Origin of the sequence: Peribacillus sp. NPDC096540, assembly GCF_050278525.1 — a bacterium.
GTDB lineage: Bacteria > Bacillota > Bacilli > Bacillales > DSM-1321 > Peribacillus.
Genome location: NZ_JBNNTG010000011.1, coordinates 64907 through 83015 on the forward strand (window position 1 = coordinate 64907; position 18109 = coordinate 83015).

Sequence of the window (18109 nt, forward strand, 5' to 3'; positions counted from 1 at the left end):
CTGAACAGGTGCGCCTATTCAATTATTGGTGAAATTCTATATAAAACGGATAAATCTTCTGGGTATAACGTTTTGTTATACCCAATGATTTAGTTGCAATTTACCCATTCCTTTTTCTTTGATATGTTAATTATAAGATTTATATAAAGCAGCAAAAGGGGAGTGACTGATGACAATGACTGGACAATGGAAAACACTGTTCCAATTATTTTGGACCTTTTTTAAAATAGCACCTGTCACATTCGGAGGCGGGTTCGCGATGATCCCTTTAATCGAAAAAGAGGTAGTGGAGAAGAGAAAATGGCTGAAAAGCGAAGAAGTTACAGATGTTTTTGCGTTATCTCAGTCCGTACCGGGAGCTGTCGCTATTAACTCCGCCACCTTTATCGGCCATCGAATTGCCGGAATGAAGGGCGCAATGGCAGCCATGATTGGTGTATCATTTCCTACCTTTATAATTGTTCTACTCCTCGGCATTTTGTATTTTTTCATTCAGGATAATCCAAAGATAGAATCCGCATTTATCTCGATTAGAGCTTCCATAGTAGCCATCATCGCCTATGCGGCTATCAAGATAGGAAAAACAGCTATTGTTGACAAATCAACATTCGGCATATTTATAGTAGGGATTCCAGTCCTTTTCTTCATTCACCCGGTTTTAGCTATATTATCAGGAGCGATAGCAGGCATTGTGACCATCTCTGTTAAGAGGAAATTAGGTTACAAAATCAACATGGACCGAAAAGAAAAGAAAGAAGAAGAAAATGATTTCGAATATTTCATGGGTGAAGGCATATAGGTCCATGAAAGGTGGACGATATTTCCCTGAAATGTATCGGTATAAACTGTTAAACTAATTTTCAAGAAAGCGTGGGATATAGAATGATGGAATTATGGGAGTTGTTTAGCACCTTCTTTATTATCGGCTTTGTATCATTCGGAGGGGGATACGCCATGATTCCCGTAATAGGATCTGAAGTCTCACAGCATGGATGGATGACGACGCAACAATTTACCGATGTAATCGCTATTGCCGGCATGTCCCCAGGTCCTATCACCATCAATAGTGCCATTCTCGTTGGCTATTCGACTGCTGGATTAGCAGGATCCATATCATCCGCTCTCGGAATCTTGCTTCCTGCTATTATACTCGTAATCGTTATAGCCACCTTCTTCAACAAATTAAATCATTATCAAGTTGTTCAATCGATGTTTTATGGATTAAGACCCATTGTCACTAGTTTAATCCTCTTTGCAGCAATCAGTTTTGCCATTTCCAATCATATGATTGCTCTATACTTTTCGTGGCATTCGATAAGCTTATTACTCGTCTTTGGGTTATCGTTATTCTCCCTGTTGAAATTACGCTGGCATCCAGCCTATGTCATTATTCTTTCTGGTTTAGTTGGTGTTGTCCTCTATTCCTAACTACTCATTCTATTTCTATAAGACTTGTACCAAAATCTAACCTTTGTAAATCCGCATTTTCCTGACGCAACTCGGGTCCAATCAGGAAAATGGTTTATCTGAACTATAAGAATCAGGTGTATTAAAAGTAATCTAAGAAAAAAAAGTAAAATGGAATTTATGAATTTGGACGATTTTGTTCCTTCTACTCACATTCTTCGTCTAATTACTGAAAACTAAAAAATCAACCAATTTCTCTTTTATATATGAGAAAATGGAAAAATATTATTCGCATCGCGGACGCAAATCTTAAGACCAGATTCTTTCATTGGTTATTTATTAAATGTTCAGTCTGAACGTGAACTTGAACAGAAAGTGATTTTAAATATTGTTAATCGTTGGTTTCTGGGACTAGATCTATCTGAATTGTATACCTGACCACTCGACTTTTAGCAAAAAACCGACGCAGAAGGTTTAAGGAAAGTAATCTATTTCAAGAGATCATCGATCAATATTATTACACTTTGTATAGAGAAAGGATTAGTCACTGGGGAGATCATTATATTCCTGTTGCAGTATGCACGGTTGTTTTTGACTGTTACTTTTTTATTTGGGCATCATTATTTTAGAATTAATTGTCGTTTAACGCTTTAAAATTAAACACTTTATTATCAGAGGTCCCAGGCAAAGGTATGGTTAAATAACGTTTATTTTGTAATATCAGAGGTTAAATTCCCCAGCATTCCCCTCTTTATTATCACACGAAATATCTGATACAACTTCTATCTTAAAGTATGACTCACCATCTGGTTCTCTGAAGTCGGTCAGACTTGATATTACAAGCACATCGTCTTCAAGGTTGTTGATAAACCCTTGCACATTATCATCTTCAAAAAGTACGACTTTAATAACAAAGTTATTTTTTGTGCAAACTTAAGAAAACCTAAAAGCATGTCTTTATTTTCACATCGAATGTAATGTGACTTTGCTTTTATACATCACTATTGGTGAAACATTAGCAAACACCACTTGCTGATCTGAACCTTAAGAACTTTAGCGACAGCAAATACAGATAAGTCATCTAAGGTGTATAACTCAATCAATTTTAGTGTTTTTCCATCAACTTTTGCAACTGACTTTTCATAAAACCCCTCTTTCTTTAAAAGATAATATAATAGAAAATAAACTCAGGGTAAATCTGTCCGTTCGCATGACCGCCCATTAGACGACCAAGATAAAAAGAGGTAAAATATATTCTACCCCCAGATTTATACAAAATTTAATTTTTATTTTGGTTATTTTTAAACATCGTATTTACAAAGCTTATATTATAAATACTTATCCCCTTTAGATCCCTCAAATAATGGACTTAATAATGTTTTGTCTATAATATCCCTTATATTTAACGAATTGCTTATATTATTTAAAGTTCTATATAATTTACTTAGTGGGGGATTTTTACATATAATTCTTTACCACTTTATTTCTTATCACTTTTATTTCTGCAAATTTAATTTAGTTAAGACACGTTTTTTTAAAATAACTCTTTTTGTTATTAACCTATATAAATAACAAGAAGGATACATAAAAATTATGAAGATTAAGATGGAATACAGGGAAGGAATAAAGAAAATACCACGATTAGAAAGATTAAATATACCATCCTGGATTTCTTTCCTTTACCTTGAATATTGAAGAGTAGCCAGTACTCCTATTATTAAACTACGATACGGGCAAAATGCCGAGGAATATCGCTACGTTATGAATATTATGATTCGAGTTAATTTTAATCGTAAAATGCAAAAACGTGGTCAAAACCCTACTCCGACAATAGATACACTAGTCCGTATCCACGCTAAATGCCGCTGTGCAAATTTTACACTATCACCTGCTCCTTCTTACATTTATTTAATGCTTCTATAAATGGTAACCCTTCCCCTATTCTTTTCTTGAAAGTCTCGTATTCTGTGAACGTAACTGTTAAGTGCCTTTAAAACAATAAATTCTCCCGGCTTGATGTTATTGGTTTACTAAATACTCTATTATCGCTTGAAATGCGTCTATTCCCTCTGGATTAGGAGAATGATTGGAAGATAATTTTACAATCACTGTACCACCCTTTGGGGCAATGTGTATTTGCTGATCGAACTTCCCTCGAGCTGAATATCCTCCATATCGATCATGGCTAACCCACCATTTATTATAATAAGAAAATCCTGAAAGAAAATGATGGCTGCTTTCCGCAAGATATTTTTGATTCCCACCTTTTTGAATATCCCTAATCAAATGTTCCGGAATGATTTGTTGGCCATTGTAGTAGCCATTGTTGCGCATCATTTCGCCAAATCGTGCCAAATCACGCAATGTAGCCCGCATACCGCCGCTGGCTATATCCGTACCGATTTGATCCAAGTGCATCAAGGCGTTTTCTTCTACCCCCAATTTAGACCAGATGAATTCTTGTATTAATTCTGCTAAGTTTTTCCCTGTCAAACGTTTGACAATCCATCCCAATGTTTCTGTTTGTCCGTTTTCATACTTAAATACAGTACCAGGTAGTTTATCTTTTTTACTCGATATCATAAATTCGTATAGGTTTTCCGGCCCATTATAGTTATCAGGTTTTGGCATTGAACCGGATGCAATGAAAATCGGTGTCCCCCGGCCTATCCCCATTGGCGTGTCAGCTTCCATATATTTCACAGGAACTTGCATATCTAGCAATTGCTGAATAGTTCCCTCACCAAGTCCTGTTCCTTCTAACTCGGGAATGTAGAATGAAGCTTTTTTATTTAAATCCAATACTCCTTCATCAGAAAGCAAACTAACAATCAAGCCGACAAATGATTTTGTCGCGGAGTTCAATGCATGCGGCTGATATGATTTATATCCATTAAAATAGTTCTCGTATAAAACTTCTCCTTTATGCATCACTAAAAAAGCATCTGTGTTCGTTCGCTCAAGATACGCTAAAACACTTTCAGCATTGGTAACGTTTATCTTTGCTAAATCTAATGAATCTTTAGCATATGATAACGGGATGGGCATATGGTTTCCTCTCCAGATAATACGGCTGGAGCTCAGTTCACCGCTATGACAATACCCTTGCAAATTTTTTTTTGAAGTAAACCAATTATCCTTCGTCACGATATCGTCTGAATTTGGTGGAAAAACTTTCATTTCATTCGTTGTAATGGACTGCATGACAATCCCTCCTGCTTTTTTATTTCGTTAAAAAGAATGCTCTATAAGCACATCTTCTTTTGTTTCTTTGTCTTTATTTTTAATCGTTAGTGATGGAATTGCCCCTGCCACTGCAGCAGTGATTAAAAACCAGGAAGCCGCATCGTATGAACCGTTGAGAAGAGTAAGAACAAACCCAATGACAACGGGAGAAATCCCTCCTGCAATTTGCCCGCCAAAACTGACAAGCCCTGTCACAGAGCCAGTTAATTCCTTTGGTGAGTATTTAATGACCATCGTGTAAAGGGATGTTCCGATAAACGCGATTGAAATCGCATTAAAGGTCATATAAACAATCACAAGGGTAACAGACGTTGCATTAAACATCATATAAAGAAAGACACCCGAAGATAAGGATCCTGCTACTGCCAGGTATTTTTCTCTTCCAGTCATATATTTATCTAAAATCCAGCCGTTCACATTAAACATAAGAAAAGAAGCTAGATAAGGAATGGACATCAAGGCACTTACTGACAACAAGTCTAACCCTTTACTTACCAAATAAGAAGGCATCCAGGAAATCATACCCCAATTCACGATATTGGAAAAAAATTTAGTAAAGAAGATCTTCCAAAAATTATTTGTTTTAAATACCTTTTTATAAGAAACCTTCTTTTGATTCTGCTTTTCGTTATTGCTTTGTACATCTGCCGGAGATTTTAGATAGACCCAAAATGCCCATGCGATTAAAACACCTATAATCCCAATGCTGACAAACATCGATCTCCATCCAAGGGAAACCACTAAAACCCCTATCGCAACGGAACCAATCGCACCACCGAACGTTTGTGCAGATAGAAAGAATGAACTTGCTCTCCCTCTTTCATTTTCGGGAAAGTTATCGGAAATCGATCGTATACTGGCAGGAAAAACACTACCTTCCCCGATACCAAACAGGAAACGAAACAAAAGTAGTGATGCAAATGACCAAGCAAAACTCGTAAAAGTAGTAAAAAGCGAAAAAGCTAAGATGGAAAGGACTAACACTTTTCTTGAACCGTACTTATCTGTAAGCCACCCTCCTAATAGGTGCATGAAGGCGAAGCTGAAAAAGAAAATACTTAATACCAAACCTGATTCAAAAGAGTTAAGCTGTAGTTCTTTCTGAATTGGAATGATGGCTACGTTAATCGACGCTTTATCAATGTAACTTAATGTCATTCCGATAAATAGAAGAATGATAATAATAGTTTTACGCTTTTTATTGGTCGCATATGCATGCATTCCATTCGCCCCCTTTCGCAGTATGAATCAACACTGTTAGCAGTAATCATTACTATACTTAACCAATATTAAAAACATGAAATGGAAGGGCTTTCATTTTATTGTAAAATATCTTATTAAAAAAATACTGATAGAAGTCTTGGCAAGGGACATATTTGGTATGTCCTTTGCCTGTTGATGTCTTACTAATTTACCAGACGTTCTGTCCCTTCCCAGAAAGGTTTTTTCAGCTCTTTCTTGTCTATCTTCCCTACCATTGTTAGAGGTAATGACGTCTCAAAATAGATTTCTTTTGGAAGCATATAGACAGAAGTTCGTTCTTTACAGAACTCCATTAACTCTTCCTTAGAGCAGTTTTCACCCTCACGAAGCACCGCAAATATACAGACCGCTTCTCCCCATTCATTATGTGGTATGCCAATGCATGCGCTCATCGCAACTGCAGGGTGCTGATTGATAAGCCTCTCCACTTCAGCGGGATATACATTGAAACCGCCAGAAATGATCATATCCTTTTTCCGTTCGATAATATGAAGAAAACCATGCTTATCCAGTTTCCCGATATCTCCCGTATAAAACCAACCATCACGATATGCCGCTTCGATAAGATCGGGTCTTTTGTAATAACCGACAGAGACAGAAGGGGTTTTGACAGCAATTTCCCCTGGATGCAGTGGTTCTACGTCATGTCCATTATCGTCAATCAAGCGAATTTGGGTTAGCATACACGGTTTTCCGCAGCTCTTTAACACGTCTGGATTGTTCTCGTACGCCCAGAGATGATCACTTTTTGTGAGTCTGGCAATTAAAATACTGCATTCTGTCATTCCATACTGCTGCCTTAGAATAGGTCCAAAAATCGTAAATGCTTCTTTTAGACGTTCTGTAGAGATGGGGGATGAACCATAATTCATATTACGCAATGAGCTCACGTTGTAGGTTTTTTTCTTTGCCTCATCAATCAAGCGGTAAATAATGGTTGGAACAACAAAAGTACTTGTAATCCGCGCTGCTTGTACGGTCTGCAAAAACACTTCTGGATGAAACGCCTTCATGATATAGACATGGCAGCCGGATACTAATGACCGCTGCAGCAGTACACCTGCAGCATGAATAAGCGGCGTACAAAGCAGTACCTTGTCTTGATCATCGTACGGATATTCCATGCATGAAGCCATGAGTGAGGCTCCAAAGCCTTGTTGAGAATGCATCACCCCTTTTGGTGTGCCTGTTGTACCACCGGTGTACGATATGGTTGCTAAATCATCCAATGAGGCAACAGGGAATGTCAAGCTGCCTTTTTTAACATCCAAATCAACAGAATAGAATTCTTCTGGGTATTCAACACCAAAGCCTGTAAGACCAATAACCGTTACACTGTTTTTATCTGCCTCTTTTTGATAGTCAAGTACAGACTCTACATGTTTCTGGGTTGCCATAATAACCATTTGGGGCTCGGCATCTCTCAAGATAAACTCGATTTCTCTAACGCCCAGCTTATCATTTAACGGGATGACTGTTGCCCCGCATCGACTTACAGCAAGATTATATACAACATTTTCAATACTATTTGGGATCAGTATCGCAACATGGGTTCCGATTTGTACGCCATGCCGAATTAACTGGTTCGCTGCCGTCTCCGCCTTATCCAGTAATTCCCTGTAAGTGATGGTTTCATTTGTATCTATACAAGTAAGGGCCGGCTGGTAATCAAATTTGTTCATACTATTGAACAGAAAAGCCTGATAGGTTAAAGTATCCATGAATAATTCCTCTCCCTAGTAAAATACGAAAGTTAGTGTAAAATATAGTTCTTTTCAATTTGAAACTTCGAATTTTTCCAAATGTATAGTTGACACAATAATCCTTTTTTCATAATTTCTTCAGCAGTTCTTTGGCAATCATGTTTTTCTGAATTTCAGATGTACCAGTCAGAATTCTAAACAGCCGTACGTCCCTGTACATTTTCTCGACAGGGTGTCCTTTCATTAACCCTTGCCCGCCAAAGATTTGAACAGCCTTGTCGGCAACTCGATTAGCAACCTCAGAGGAATACAGTTTAACCATGGATGAAGCTCCTCTCACCTCTTCACCATGATCAATCTTTTCGATGACATCGTAGAGCATGCAACGTGCGGCGTATATTTCAGTCGCCATTTCCGCTAACATATGTTGAATCGCTTGAAAATCTCCAATTGGTCTACCGAACTGGACCCGCTGTTTGGCATGATCGATAGATAAGTCTAATAGCCGTTGGGCAACGCCAAGGTAGGTAGCCCCCCAAGAAGCCCGATTTTCATTTATTCTGCTGAGTCCCAGCATCAACCCTTTGCCCGGTTGACCGAGAATATTGGTAGATGGGACTCGGCATTGATTAAAGATTAGCTCGGCCGTGCTCCGTTCACCGGAAATTGGAACTTGAATGTTTCCTAATTCAAAACCTGACCTCCCCTCTGATTGTTTCTCTACAATAAAAGCAGTAACTCTTTCACCATCTGCCTCCACAATCTCTTTCGCCATCACAATGGCCCAATCTGCATAAGGGGCAGCGCTAATAAAATGCTTTTTACCATGTAAAATGTAGTCATCACCTTCGCGTACTGCCGTAGTTTGAATGGCATGGGCATCTGATCCCGCCCCGGGTTCTGACAATGCAAAACAACATCCCGCTTCTGCATTAATTACCGGCATTACATACCTTGTTATTTGATCCGGAGTAAAAATTTTTAACATCTGGCCAATCCTTAATGGTCCACCTATTTCCCCTAATACGTGCCCCCATAAAGCCGCCCCTGATTTTGCTAGTTCCTCCTTTAAGACACATAGCCCTTTCAGGCTAAGTGCTTGCCCGCCTGCCTCTTTTGGAAGGCTGATGCCGTAAAACCCGAGCTCCTTCGCTCGCTTTCTTACCCATTTGATCTGTTCCATCGGAATCTCTTTTTCTGAGTCAATTTCGTGTTCTCTTTCAAACGGTAACAACTCATTGTGAATGAAATGAAGCAGCCTATCCCTTAAATGTTCTATATTCTCGATTTGTACTGTTTCCTGCATACTTTACTCCTTTCCAATCCCTGCTTTTAAAAGTGATTTCAATTATTCTCATGGTTATTCGAATAGTTTTAATATTCATAATTTTATTTTATATATGGTTGACAATAAAGTAAAATAGCTATATATCATATATACTTGAACCAAATTCATATAAAGGAGGGAATGTTGTGCATCTAGAACAATTAAAATATATTGTTGAAGTAGCTAAAACACGTTCTATTTCCATTGCTGCACAAAATCTTCACGTTTCACAATCTACCATTAGTAAGGCGATTACCAATTTAGAACAGGAATTAAGCATACATTTGTTTACACGTTCACGGTTAGGCGCCCAGCCGACAACTGAGGGTAAAAACATCATTAAAAAAGCCTATGAAATTGTCGTGAAGATTGAAGAAATACAAGAAGAAGCGCAAGAGCAAACATCCTTAATAAACGGAGAATTAAATATATCGGCCAGCCCCAGCTTATTCATGCCGATTTTACTCAAAGCGTTAGCAAACTTTAAAAAGGACTATCCTAACTTCCGTATAGTCATGACCGAAAAAAAGTCACCAAATATTATTGAAGATGTTTCCCAAGGGAAGATTGACATTGGATTAGCCATGCTTGATGAAATAGATTGGAATGCACATGAAGAGCTGGTTTTTGAATCCTTATTAGAAGGGAAAATCATGGTGTGTGTCAGCAAACATTCTCCATTCGCATTCAGTGATCATATAACTCCTGAGGAGCTAATTAATGAAACAGTAGTGATGTATGATGGGGTAATATGGAAAGATTCCATCTCTATATTTATGAATAGATACGGGCCGATGAATATTTTATTTGCTTCTAACAATACCGAAGTCATCAAAAAAGCGGTTTCAGAAGGATTAGCGATAAGTTTTTTGATGGATATAGCACTAAAAGATGACCATTATGTAAAAAGTGGAGAAATTATCCCAATATCATTAATAAACTTCGAATCCAACCACCGATCCTTCGGATGGGTACGGTCAAAGAAAAAACATTTTTCTTTAGCAGCCAGAGAGTTTTTAAAATACCTCAAATTACATATCTCCAAATTAGAATGAGGTTTACCATTACTTCGGCAATTCTATCTAGAAATTGAATGAAAGTTTCAAGAACAATACGCTACTAAGGACTATTGATGATTATTTAATAACATATATCACTTTGGAAAATTGCCTTTGAAACAGAAGGATTTGATACCCTACAATTAAAGAAAAAGGGACGTCAATCTATGAAAAATGACAATCAAAAAACATCGGAAAAACAAGTGCCAGCTGAAGGGTCCATTGAAGCACTCCCAAACGGAATTAGAACGTTTACGGATGGAGAATGCATATTATTTAAAAAAGCTTAATGTCTAATTTCAAAACAAGGAACAATCACAAGACAAAGCATAAAGAATTAAATATAAATATACTAAGAAAAAAACTTGTAGAAACTGTCATTAAGAAGGGGCTAAATCATCAGGAAAAACTGAAACATAGTTTAAGGCTAGACAAGTTGATTTTTAAGCAATCACTAATAAGCACGCAATAAATATAGATTTACCAAACCCAGCAATCATTGAAAAATCTTCACTATCGAACGATTTATCATTTTTTCCGTACCCTTTATGACCAGTAGGTGACGACGGGGGAATGACAATGCCCAGTGGATTCTATGACATCTTACGTTAGTGAAAAGGCGTTCCTGCTTATTACAGAAACGCACCCGTTATACAAGTCCTTGTATTTTCCCCTTCATTCTTTCAATGAATGGAGAACAATTTCGTGGGGATACTTCTGTTTGATATAGCGTATAAGTGCAGTGACAACTTGTGGACCGGATTCTACGAGTCTACCTTGTTCAAATGCAGTGAAGTTATCTCCGCCTGAAGCTAAATAATTACTAACCGCTACTTCATATTCATTGTTTGGCTGAATCTCTTGACCCTTCATGTCTTTCAGCGCAACAATGCGGCTGCCAATTGGAGCATTGGGGTCCCAACTATACGTTAAACCAACCGTTTGTAACCTATTTTCATAATCTTTCGTCCACTGCTGTTCTAAAGCAAGTTTTATTTGGTCTCCTGTTAAGATTAACTTACTGACACTATGACCAAAAGGCAAGGCTGTATAAAGGTCTTCTACAGTGATATCCCCTTTTTTAAAATTTTTCCGCATTTCGCCTTGATGGACAAAAGCTATACCTACCCCCATGGCTTCCCGCTCAGATTCTGCAATCATTCGCGCTAATGGGGATTCACCGTTTGCATCTTGATTTCGTGTGATTTCTTCAGGCATTTCTCCTACAATCTGATTAAAATAGCTCCCCAATCTTTTTCGATATTTATTTAGAAGAGCAACCGTTTCTTTATCTGGTTTTATATGATCATGTGAAGTGACAATAATCTTTGCTTGTTTTTTAACAATATTTTTAGTATGTGGGTCAATTTCAAGATTTACTTGAGAAAAAGCTTTCCCATTAGAATAAGCTTGAACGATCAGTTTACCGGCTACAACGGTATTGGCATATTCATGGCTGTGACCGGCAAAAATGACATCGACCTCATCATCGATTTTTGGAGCCATCTCCACTAAAGCTCCACTGGGATTTGCTCCTGTCTGATCTGATTTAGCTGAATCATGTGCCAGTACAACAATTACTTTGATCCCTTTTTCCTTTAAAAGCTTAACGGTTCGGTTAATAACTGAAACTTCATCCGTAATTTCTACTTCTTTTCGATTTTCAGGGGTCACATACAGGTTGGTCTCTTTTGTGACCACACCGATAAATCCAATATTAATTCCGTCAATTTGTTTAATAACATGCGGTGGTAACAAGGGAGTACCCGACTTTCTATCGATGATATTTGCAGAACTGTAAGAAGTATTGGCACCTTGAAAATAACCTGTTTTTTTATTGAATCCTCCATAAATAAGACGTTTCATTTCATTTACGCCTTGGTCTAATTCATGATTTCCAGGTGTCCCGACATCAAAGTGCAGGAGGTTTAAAAATTCAATCGTGGGTTCGTCTTGAAATTGAGAAGAGATTGGAGGACTTCCGCCTACCATATCACCAGCATGAACAAGTAGTGTATTTGGGTTTTCTTGTATATATTTTTTTAAATAGGCAGCCAGGTATTCAGCACCCCCTGCTATGGTTCCTGAAACCCTTTGATACTTGTTTAGTTGGCCGTGAAAATCATTAACGCCTAACAATTGTACTTGAATGTAGTGGTTGGATGTGGAATGATTGGGTGAGAATGCTGTGTTTACATAAGTTACGAATAAGATAAATACCAAGATGAACAAAGAAGATATGACCTGAAATTTTGACAACTTCTGATCCCTCCCTCTAGATGTAAATTTAGGATAACTCTAGAGTTTTATATCCGTATAAAGGGATCGTAATTTTTTGTTATATTTTATATAATAATTGTTAAATTAACCCAGTACATGCATATCTTTTTAAAAAACTCATACGGCTTAACATTTAGAAATATGTTAAGATTTTGACTAGCTTAATTGAAAATAAAAGACAATTCTATTTAAAAAAGCTCCCATATTTCTTCCATTAACCCGCTAGTGAAAAAACGTTGCTGCTAATTACAGAAACGCACCCGTTAGCCATCCATAAAGCAAAAAACCGGCGCTTCACCACAGAGAATGAAATTAGGATTTCTGTGTCCATTCTGATAATGGTTACAGCTAGACACTGCAAAAAAATGAAAAAGGCAGTGTCTAGTTTAATATTGCCATTTTTAGGTTTTCACCTGTTTAACTTTCATGGTAGTACAATAAGAAAAAACGAACCTTCGTTATTAGAGATTCATCTATATCGGATTTATTTTAAGATATAAATCTTATAAATACAAAAAAACAGATGTCGCGGCAAAGACGATCAATCACTACTTTTGCAAATTTGAACTAGAATTAAGTAAAACTATTAATCTGTTTCAATACGGAAGCCCCCAGGAAAAGACAAAACCTTTTCATGGGGGCTATTTCGTTTTGGTCTCTTATTTTACGTGACGAAATTCCTCTGGTTTTCGGGATAAAGAGTTTGTGCCATCATTTTCCCCTTTTGACTTCTTGGAAGAAAGATAAACTCCAGCGAAAATAATCAGCAGGCCAATAATTACATTAGGAGTAATCGCTTCTCCAAGCAAGACATAGCCCCAAACCATAGCGGTTGCAGGAATAAGGTATGTAACCGTTGCCGCTAACTCTGGGCTGCCATTTTTATTGATGTAGAAATAGATCAGCTGGCCAAGCCCTGAACCAAAGCATCCAAGACCGACGATGGCGAAAATCGTCAGCGGTTCCATCAACATCGCTGGCTTAATCGGCTCCGTTATTAGCATCCCGATCAAACCGATAACGGCACCCGTGAGCAGCGTAAACGTCGTAATGACCAAAACGCCGGTACCGGAAAGAAATCTTTTCGTAAATTGGCCGGCAAATCCGTAACAGGTGGACGCTAACAGCATTGTTCCAATCCCGATGAATTCTTTGCCGAAAAGCTGACCGACTTGAAAATCCATTAATACTAGAATTCCGAAAAAACCGATAAGAATGCCCATCCATTGGCGGGCGGTTAGAACATATGAAAAAATAATAAATCCGATGATCCCCGTCCAGATCGGAGTGGTTGCATTAAGAATCGATGCCGTGCTGCTGTTGATCTCTGTTTCACTTAAAGGAATCAATCCCCATGCCAATCCGCAATTGAAGATTCCGACAACGACCAGTGCTTTCCACGGCAATTTCCAGTTGATTTCCCTGCGCTTCCACCATAAAACGGGAAGCAGAATAGCAGCACCCGCCAAACAGCGGAGAAATACAATCCCCCAAATGCCCGCTGGCGGGAGCAGCCACTTCATAAAAACAAACGATAAACCCCATATCAAACTAAGGCCGATTAAAGCCCCGTATAATCGAAGCATGATGTTCCCCCTTCCTACTTTCTCATTATGGCAAACTTTGATAGGGATTTCATATAAAATCTTGCTATATAAGTTGAACTTGTAATTTTATTTTCTGACAAAATGAGTATTAAACAAACAAAACATATTATTTTTTCCAGACATAGTAAAATCCCCTCCAAGTATGAGTGTATCATCTACAGATAATCTGTAGCCTTTTTACACTGTCTACTTAGAGGGGATAATATCAATTTTCCGGCTATTGGATGCCCCTTTTCATGTTCAAGAATGCAGATATATCAACATTCTTGATTTTTAATTTCAATGGATTTGCCCTTTTAGGACAGCCCCTCCGTTTAATTTACTTAGCTTTCTCCTTTTCTTCGTTTTCGTCTGCCATTAAATCCTTAGCAGAGTGTTTAAATTCTCTAAGTGTGTTACCGAAAGCACGTCCAATTTCAGGCAACTTAGATGGACCGAATACGATTAAAGCAATGATAAGAATGAATATTAATCCTGGTACGCCGATGTTTTGAAACATACTGTCTCCTCCTTAATAAATGATTCTATTTTTATCAACAGCAAAATGTTATAGGATCTTCATTCATTTCTAGTTTTATTTACTACCAACGGTGAATGTTGTTGATGCAACAGCTTCATATCCACTACCATAGAAATAAACCAATTTATACGTTGAACCTTCCTTGTATCTTCCTGGATACATATTGTTCTTTGGATTGTATGTAAACTTACAGGTTCCATCTGTTACTTGAGTGTACATCCACCATATTGCCGCGATTGGTCCCGGTTTATCATTTATTTCATATAAACCTATCCAATCACTTTTTGGAATTCTAGCATTTTCTACCGTAACTTCTACCGTATCTTCTATTCCCTTTAAAACATTTTTGGATAAGCTAATTGTTACTTCTTTTACTACACCGTCCAGCGTTTTCCCTAATACTTTTAAAGAGTTATTACTTATATTTCCGTATGCATCAAGAGCGTGCACTTCAATCCCATATGTTGTGTTTGGCTTCAATTCATCAATTTGCAATTTTAATGGATTTGGTACAGGATCTTTATAGAACTCTGAGAAAGCAAGAAATTCTTTAGCTACTTCATTTGTTTCTACATTTTTTGCTACCACTTTATAGTCATGTACAAGAAGCTTGTCTTTAGCTTGAGTAAACATTATGGCTAAACTGGTAGCAGTCGTTTTTTCATTAACAATGGAAAGCATCGCATCATTTGTAAAGAAAGGTGCCTTTTTGTCTCTATCATCTGTGTATTTAAAATTATGCTTATTAGCAGGATAGCTGATTTCGAATGGCTCACCTGTCCAGTCATTGTTATGAATATCACGGCGTTTAATTATTAGTTTGTTATTATAAACCTCTACAATCAGAGCTTGATTAAGGAAATTGGCCCCTTCTGGTACTTCCCCTTGGATTCTTCCGCTATCAAGCCACAAATAGGCACCCGTTGAAGTCCCAATAGTAGTAAAATCTTTTTGGTGTATGATTCTAGGGTCATCTAACGGATAGTGGGTATGACCAGAAAACGTGACGACTTGGGGATACTCTTTCAAAGTATCGTAAAAAAGATCTCTATTTTGAGAGAAGCCCCATTCGCTTCCATAGATGGTCCCTTTAATAGGCTGATGGTGGAAGACAAAGATCGGTTTTTTCGGATCATCATCATTTGCTATCTTTAATTGGTCACCCATCCATTCAATTTGCTTCACTGAGAAGGTCCCAGATGTGTTGCCATCTTCCGTACCAAGAACAATGAAATGGTAACCTTTGATTACCTTATGATAGAAATGCGATTCCATCCCTGTTTTCTCACAGAACAGTTTTTGAGAATCAGCTGCTGATAAACCATTCCAGTAGTCATGGTTTCCAATAGCAAACATAGAAACTGCTTGAGATTGTTTTCGTGGATTATAAGCTGACATAAACTTATCATATTCCAATTCTGTTCCCAAATCTGTTAAATCTCCAACAACTACAAAAGCATCTTGCTTAGGAGCAACTTTATTTAACTGTTCTAATGTAGTAACAAACTTTTTTAAAAAATCATCGCTCTGACGTTGAATATGAATATCGCTTATAACAGGAAATATTAAATCTGGTTTTTCTCCAAGTGAATGAAAAACGGAAGAGCTAGATGCTGCACTTACAGGTAAACCATTTAACGAGTTTACTATAGTTAAACCTAAAGCCATTCCGGCAATTTTAGTTGTCCCCTCCAAAAATGTCCGTCGATCCATATCCTTTTTAAAAAGATGATCGTTTAACGATTTTCCTTCTTCATGGTTCAATTTATTGTTTTTCATTAATATTACTCCTCTCAAATGATAGATTAGTTAATTTCAATTTCAAGAAACAGAGCACTTAATGATGTAGTATTAAATTGTAATAAAGTACCATCTTTATCAAACAAAGTACCTTTAATCCCACAAAATTAAATCTTTTTACTGACGGACTGTAATTTTTTCCAAATTAGAACGGTTGTTTCCCTACATTAATTAGAAATAAACAACAATTGATTCACACCACCAAACAGCACAAAATATAACATTTTCACATAAATAACCTCTTAAACAAATTAATAATACTCAAAAATTATTGATTTACTGTGATTAACGTGTAAATTATTGTTGTTTTTACCATGAATAGCACGAAATTAAATAATTATACAATTTGCTCTTATGGTAAATTTTGAATGATTTTCAAAAATATTAATAAATCTATTTTTCTACTTGAAATTGAGGGGAAATGGAGAATAAAGGTGATCAGTATATGTATACGAAAAGCAGACGGTCACTTTTCCTGGTTCTGGTGCGAAAGCCTAATTGCAAGTAATCTCTTAATCATGGACATACTGATACTATTACCCTAAAAAAGGTGCGTGCTCAATATGGAAAAGCGAAATTTATGCAAGTGGAAACATTATCATCATGATATAATTTTGCAAACAGGAAGATGGTATCTACGGTACAACTTGAGCTTTCGTGATTTGGTGGAAATGATGGAGGAACGAGGCTTATCCGTTGCTCATACAACGATTATGCGTTGGGTTCATCAGTATGGTCCTGAATTAGATAAACGAATCCGTCATCATCTAAGGCAAACCAATAAACTCTTGGAGAGTCGATGAAACATATATAAAAGTAAAAAGTCAATGGATGTACCTGTATCGTACTGTCGATTCGAAAGGAAATACCATCGATTTTCACCTAAGCAAAACAAGAAACCACAAGGCTGCAAAGCGATTCTTCAAGAAATCTTTGCAGTCTTTTCATATTTCTGAGCCTCGTGTCGTGACACTCGATAAGAATCCAGCTTATCCTATAGCAGTTGAAGAATTGTGAAAAGAAATAAAGTAGGGAAACCACTCTCGTGGCTTCCCCCTTATCAAACCGTACGTGCCCTATTAAGGCATACGGCTTACCTATATGTTATTAATGTTTATCATGAGGATGCGTTCCAGGCATTTTGCATCTTTTGGAGTCGGTGAGGAGTATATTTGATAAGTCTATGAGCTCTTTATCTGCCTTTAATTGTAGTTTCCAATCTCTCACTTTTTGCCGGATTGATTTCTTAAAATTTATTACTGATGGCGGGTGTGAAATTCACAAAAAGTTTTCCCCACCTATTTTTCGACAGCCTTGGTCTGAACGTGTATCCTAGAAAATCAAACGCTATGTTTTCATGGTTTTCTTTTCTATCTGCATCCTTACAATATACAATTTTCGTTTTTGCTGGATGTAGTTCAAGTTTACATTCTTTCATTCTCTTGTTAAGCGATTCAAGCAAATTCTTCGCTTCTTCCTCTGTCTTGCAGTGGATGACTGCGTCATCTGCATATCTAGCGAACGGATTGTTTGGATGATAAATAGCCATCCATTTATCGAACGTGTAATGTAGAAATAAATTTGCTAATACAGGGCTTATGACACCACCTTAAAATTGCTCTGTCTTCTAATTCATATGAAAGTTGCTGCAAGTGTTCATTCATGAAGGCATCCCCTTTTTCATTTTCAAAAATGAGCACGCAAACAATAGATGGACGCAATTCATCTAAGGAATTGCTAACGCTTTTTATCATTTGTTCCTTTATCAACACTTCGGTCATTTTGGTCAGTAAAAACCCTAATGACTTACATTCTTTTGGATCTTCGGATATGCCGATAAAGTGCGGTACATATTAGTCATGTACAATATGTACCGCACTTCATTTTAAAAGTTTTTT

The 18109-nt window shown here is 37.3% G+C and carries 14 protein-coding genes and 2 pseudogenes; 7 read left to right on the forward strand and 9 right to left on the reverse strand.

Annotated features, from left to right (window positions below):
• Positions 1-169: 169 nt before the first annotated feature.
• From ACQKMR_RS12020 to ACQKMR_RS12030, 3 genes are all read left to right on the forward strand, one after another.
• A complete protein-coding gene (locus ACQKMR_RS12020; RefSeq protein ID WP_427697506.1) occupies positions 170-799 on the forward strand; it encodes a chromate transporter in 630 nt (209 codons plus the stop codon).
• Positions 800-885: 86 nt separating this feature from the next.
• Positions 886-1428, forward strand: coding sequence for a chromate transporter (locus ACQKMR_RS12025; RefSeq protein ID WP_427697562.1), 543 nt, complete (start codon positions 886-888; stop codon positions 1426-1428).
• A 306-nt stretch (positions 1429-1734) separates the two neighbouring features.
• Positions 1735-1845, forward strand: a complete 111-nt coding sequence (locus tag ACQKMR_RS12030; protein ID WP_427697563.1) for a transposase — start codon at positions 1735-1737, stop codon at positions 1843-1845.
• Positions 1846-3426: 1581 nt separating this feature from the next.
• On the opposite strand, the gene ACQKMR_RS12035 is transcribed toward ACQKMR_RS12030, so the two are convergent.
• From ACQKMR_RS12035 to ACQKMR_RS12050, 4 genes are all read right to left on the reverse strand, one after another.
• Positions 3427-4611 carry a serine hydrolase domain-containing protein gene (locus ACQKMR_RS12035; RefSeq protein WP_427697507.1) on the reverse strand — a complete coding sequence of 395 codons (1185 nt, stop codon included), beginning with the start codon at positions 4609-4611 and terminating at the stop codon, positions 3427-3429.
• Positions 4612-4638: 27 nt separating this feature from the next.
• Positions 4639-5874, reverse strand: coding sequence for an MFS transporter (locus ACQKMR_RS12040; RefSeq protein ID WP_427697508.1), 1236 nt, complete (start codon positions 5872-5874; stop codon positions 4639-4641).
• A 185-nt stretch (positions 5875-6059) separates the two neighbouring features.
• A complete protein-coding gene (locus tag ACQKMR_RS12045) occupies positions 6060-7637 on the reverse strand; it encodes a class I adenylate-forming enzyme family protein (RefSeq protein ID WP_427697509.1) in 1578 nt (525 codons plus the stop codon).
• A gap of 109 nt (positions 7638-7746) precedes the next feature.
• On the reverse strand, positions 7747-8925 hold the full coding sequence (locus ACQKMR_RS12050; RefSeq protein WP_427697510.1) for an acyl-CoA dehydrogenase family protein: 1179 nt from the start codon (positions 8923-8925) through the stop codon (positions 7747-7749).
• A gap of 167 nt (positions 8926-9092) precedes the next feature.
• Between ACQKMR_RS12050 and ACQKMR_RS12055 the strand changes: the two genes are divergently transcribed.
• The 3 genes and pseudogenes from ACQKMR_RS12055 (at position 9093) to ACQKMR_RS12065 (ending at position 10476) form a co-directional block, all read left to right on the forward strand.
• Entirely contained in the window at positions 9093-10001 is a 909-nt protein-coding gene (locus ACQKMR_RS12055) for a LysR family transcriptional regulator (RefSeq protein ID WP_427697511.1), read from the forward strand.
• A gap of 104 nt (positions 10002-10105) precedes the next feature.
• Positions 10106-10330: pseudogene (locus tag ACQKMR_RS12060) on the forward strand (IS3 family transposase); the annotation flags it as partial.
• Positions 10294-10476, forward strand: coding sequence for an aspartyl-phosphate phosphatase Spo0E family protein (locus tag ACQKMR_RS12065; protein ID WP_427697512.1), 183 nt, complete (start codon positions 10294-10296; stop codon positions 10474-10476). The pseudogene ACQKMR_RS12060 and the gene ACQKMR_RS12065, both read left to right, overlap by 37 nt.
• A gap of 203 nt (positions 10477-10679) precedes the next feature.
• On the opposite strand, the gene ACQKMR_RS12070 is transcribed toward ACQKMR_RS12065, so the two are convergent.
• From ACQKMR_RS12070 to ACQKMR_RS12085, 4 genes are all read right to left on the reverse strand, one after another.
• The gene (locus ACQKMR_RS12070; RefSeq protein ID WP_427697513.1) at positions 10680-12263 is read right to left on the reverse strand and encodes a bifunctional metallophosphatase/5'-nucleotidase; all 1584 of its coding nucleotides are present in this window, start codon (positions 12261-12263) and stop codon (positions 10680-10682) included.
• A gap of 680 nt (positions 12264-12943) precedes the next feature.
• Positions 12944-13870, reverse strand: coding sequence for a DMT family transporter (locus ACQKMR_RS12075; RefSeq protein WP_427697514.1), 927 nt, complete (start codon positions 13868-13870; stop codon positions 12944-12946).
• A gap of 340 nt (positions 13871-14210) precedes the next feature.
• Positions 14211-14390: a twin-arginine translocase TatA/TatE family subunit gene (locus ACQKMR_RS12080; protein WP_427697515.1), complete on the reverse strand. Its 180-nt coding sequence runs from the start codon at positions 14388-14390 to the stop codon at positions 14211-14213.
• A 75-nt stretch (positions 14391-14465) separates the two neighbouring features.
• On the reverse strand, positions 14466-16190 hold the full coding sequence (locus tag ACQKMR_RS12085; RefSeq protein ID WP_427697516.1) for a metallophosphoesterase family protein: 1725 nt from the start codon (positions 16188-16190) through the stop codon (positions 14466-14468).
• Between the two features lie 584 nt (positions 16191-16774).
• Between ACQKMR_RS12085 and ACQKMR_RS12090 the strand changes: the two are divergent.
• Positions 16775-17225, forward strand: a pseudogene (locus tag ACQKMR_RS12090) (IS6 family transposase); the annotation flags it as partial.
• A gap of 232 nt (positions 17226-17457) precedes the next feature.
• Here the strand turns inward: ACQKMR_RS12090 and ACQKMR_RS12095 are convergent.
• Positions 17458-17760: a reverse transcriptase domain-containing protein gene (locus tag ACQKMR_RS12095; protein ID WP_427697517.1), complete on the reverse strand. Its 303-nt coding sequence runs from the start codon at positions 17758-17760 to the stop codon at positions 17458-17460.
• Between the last annotated feature and the right edge of the window lie 349 nt (positions 17761-18109).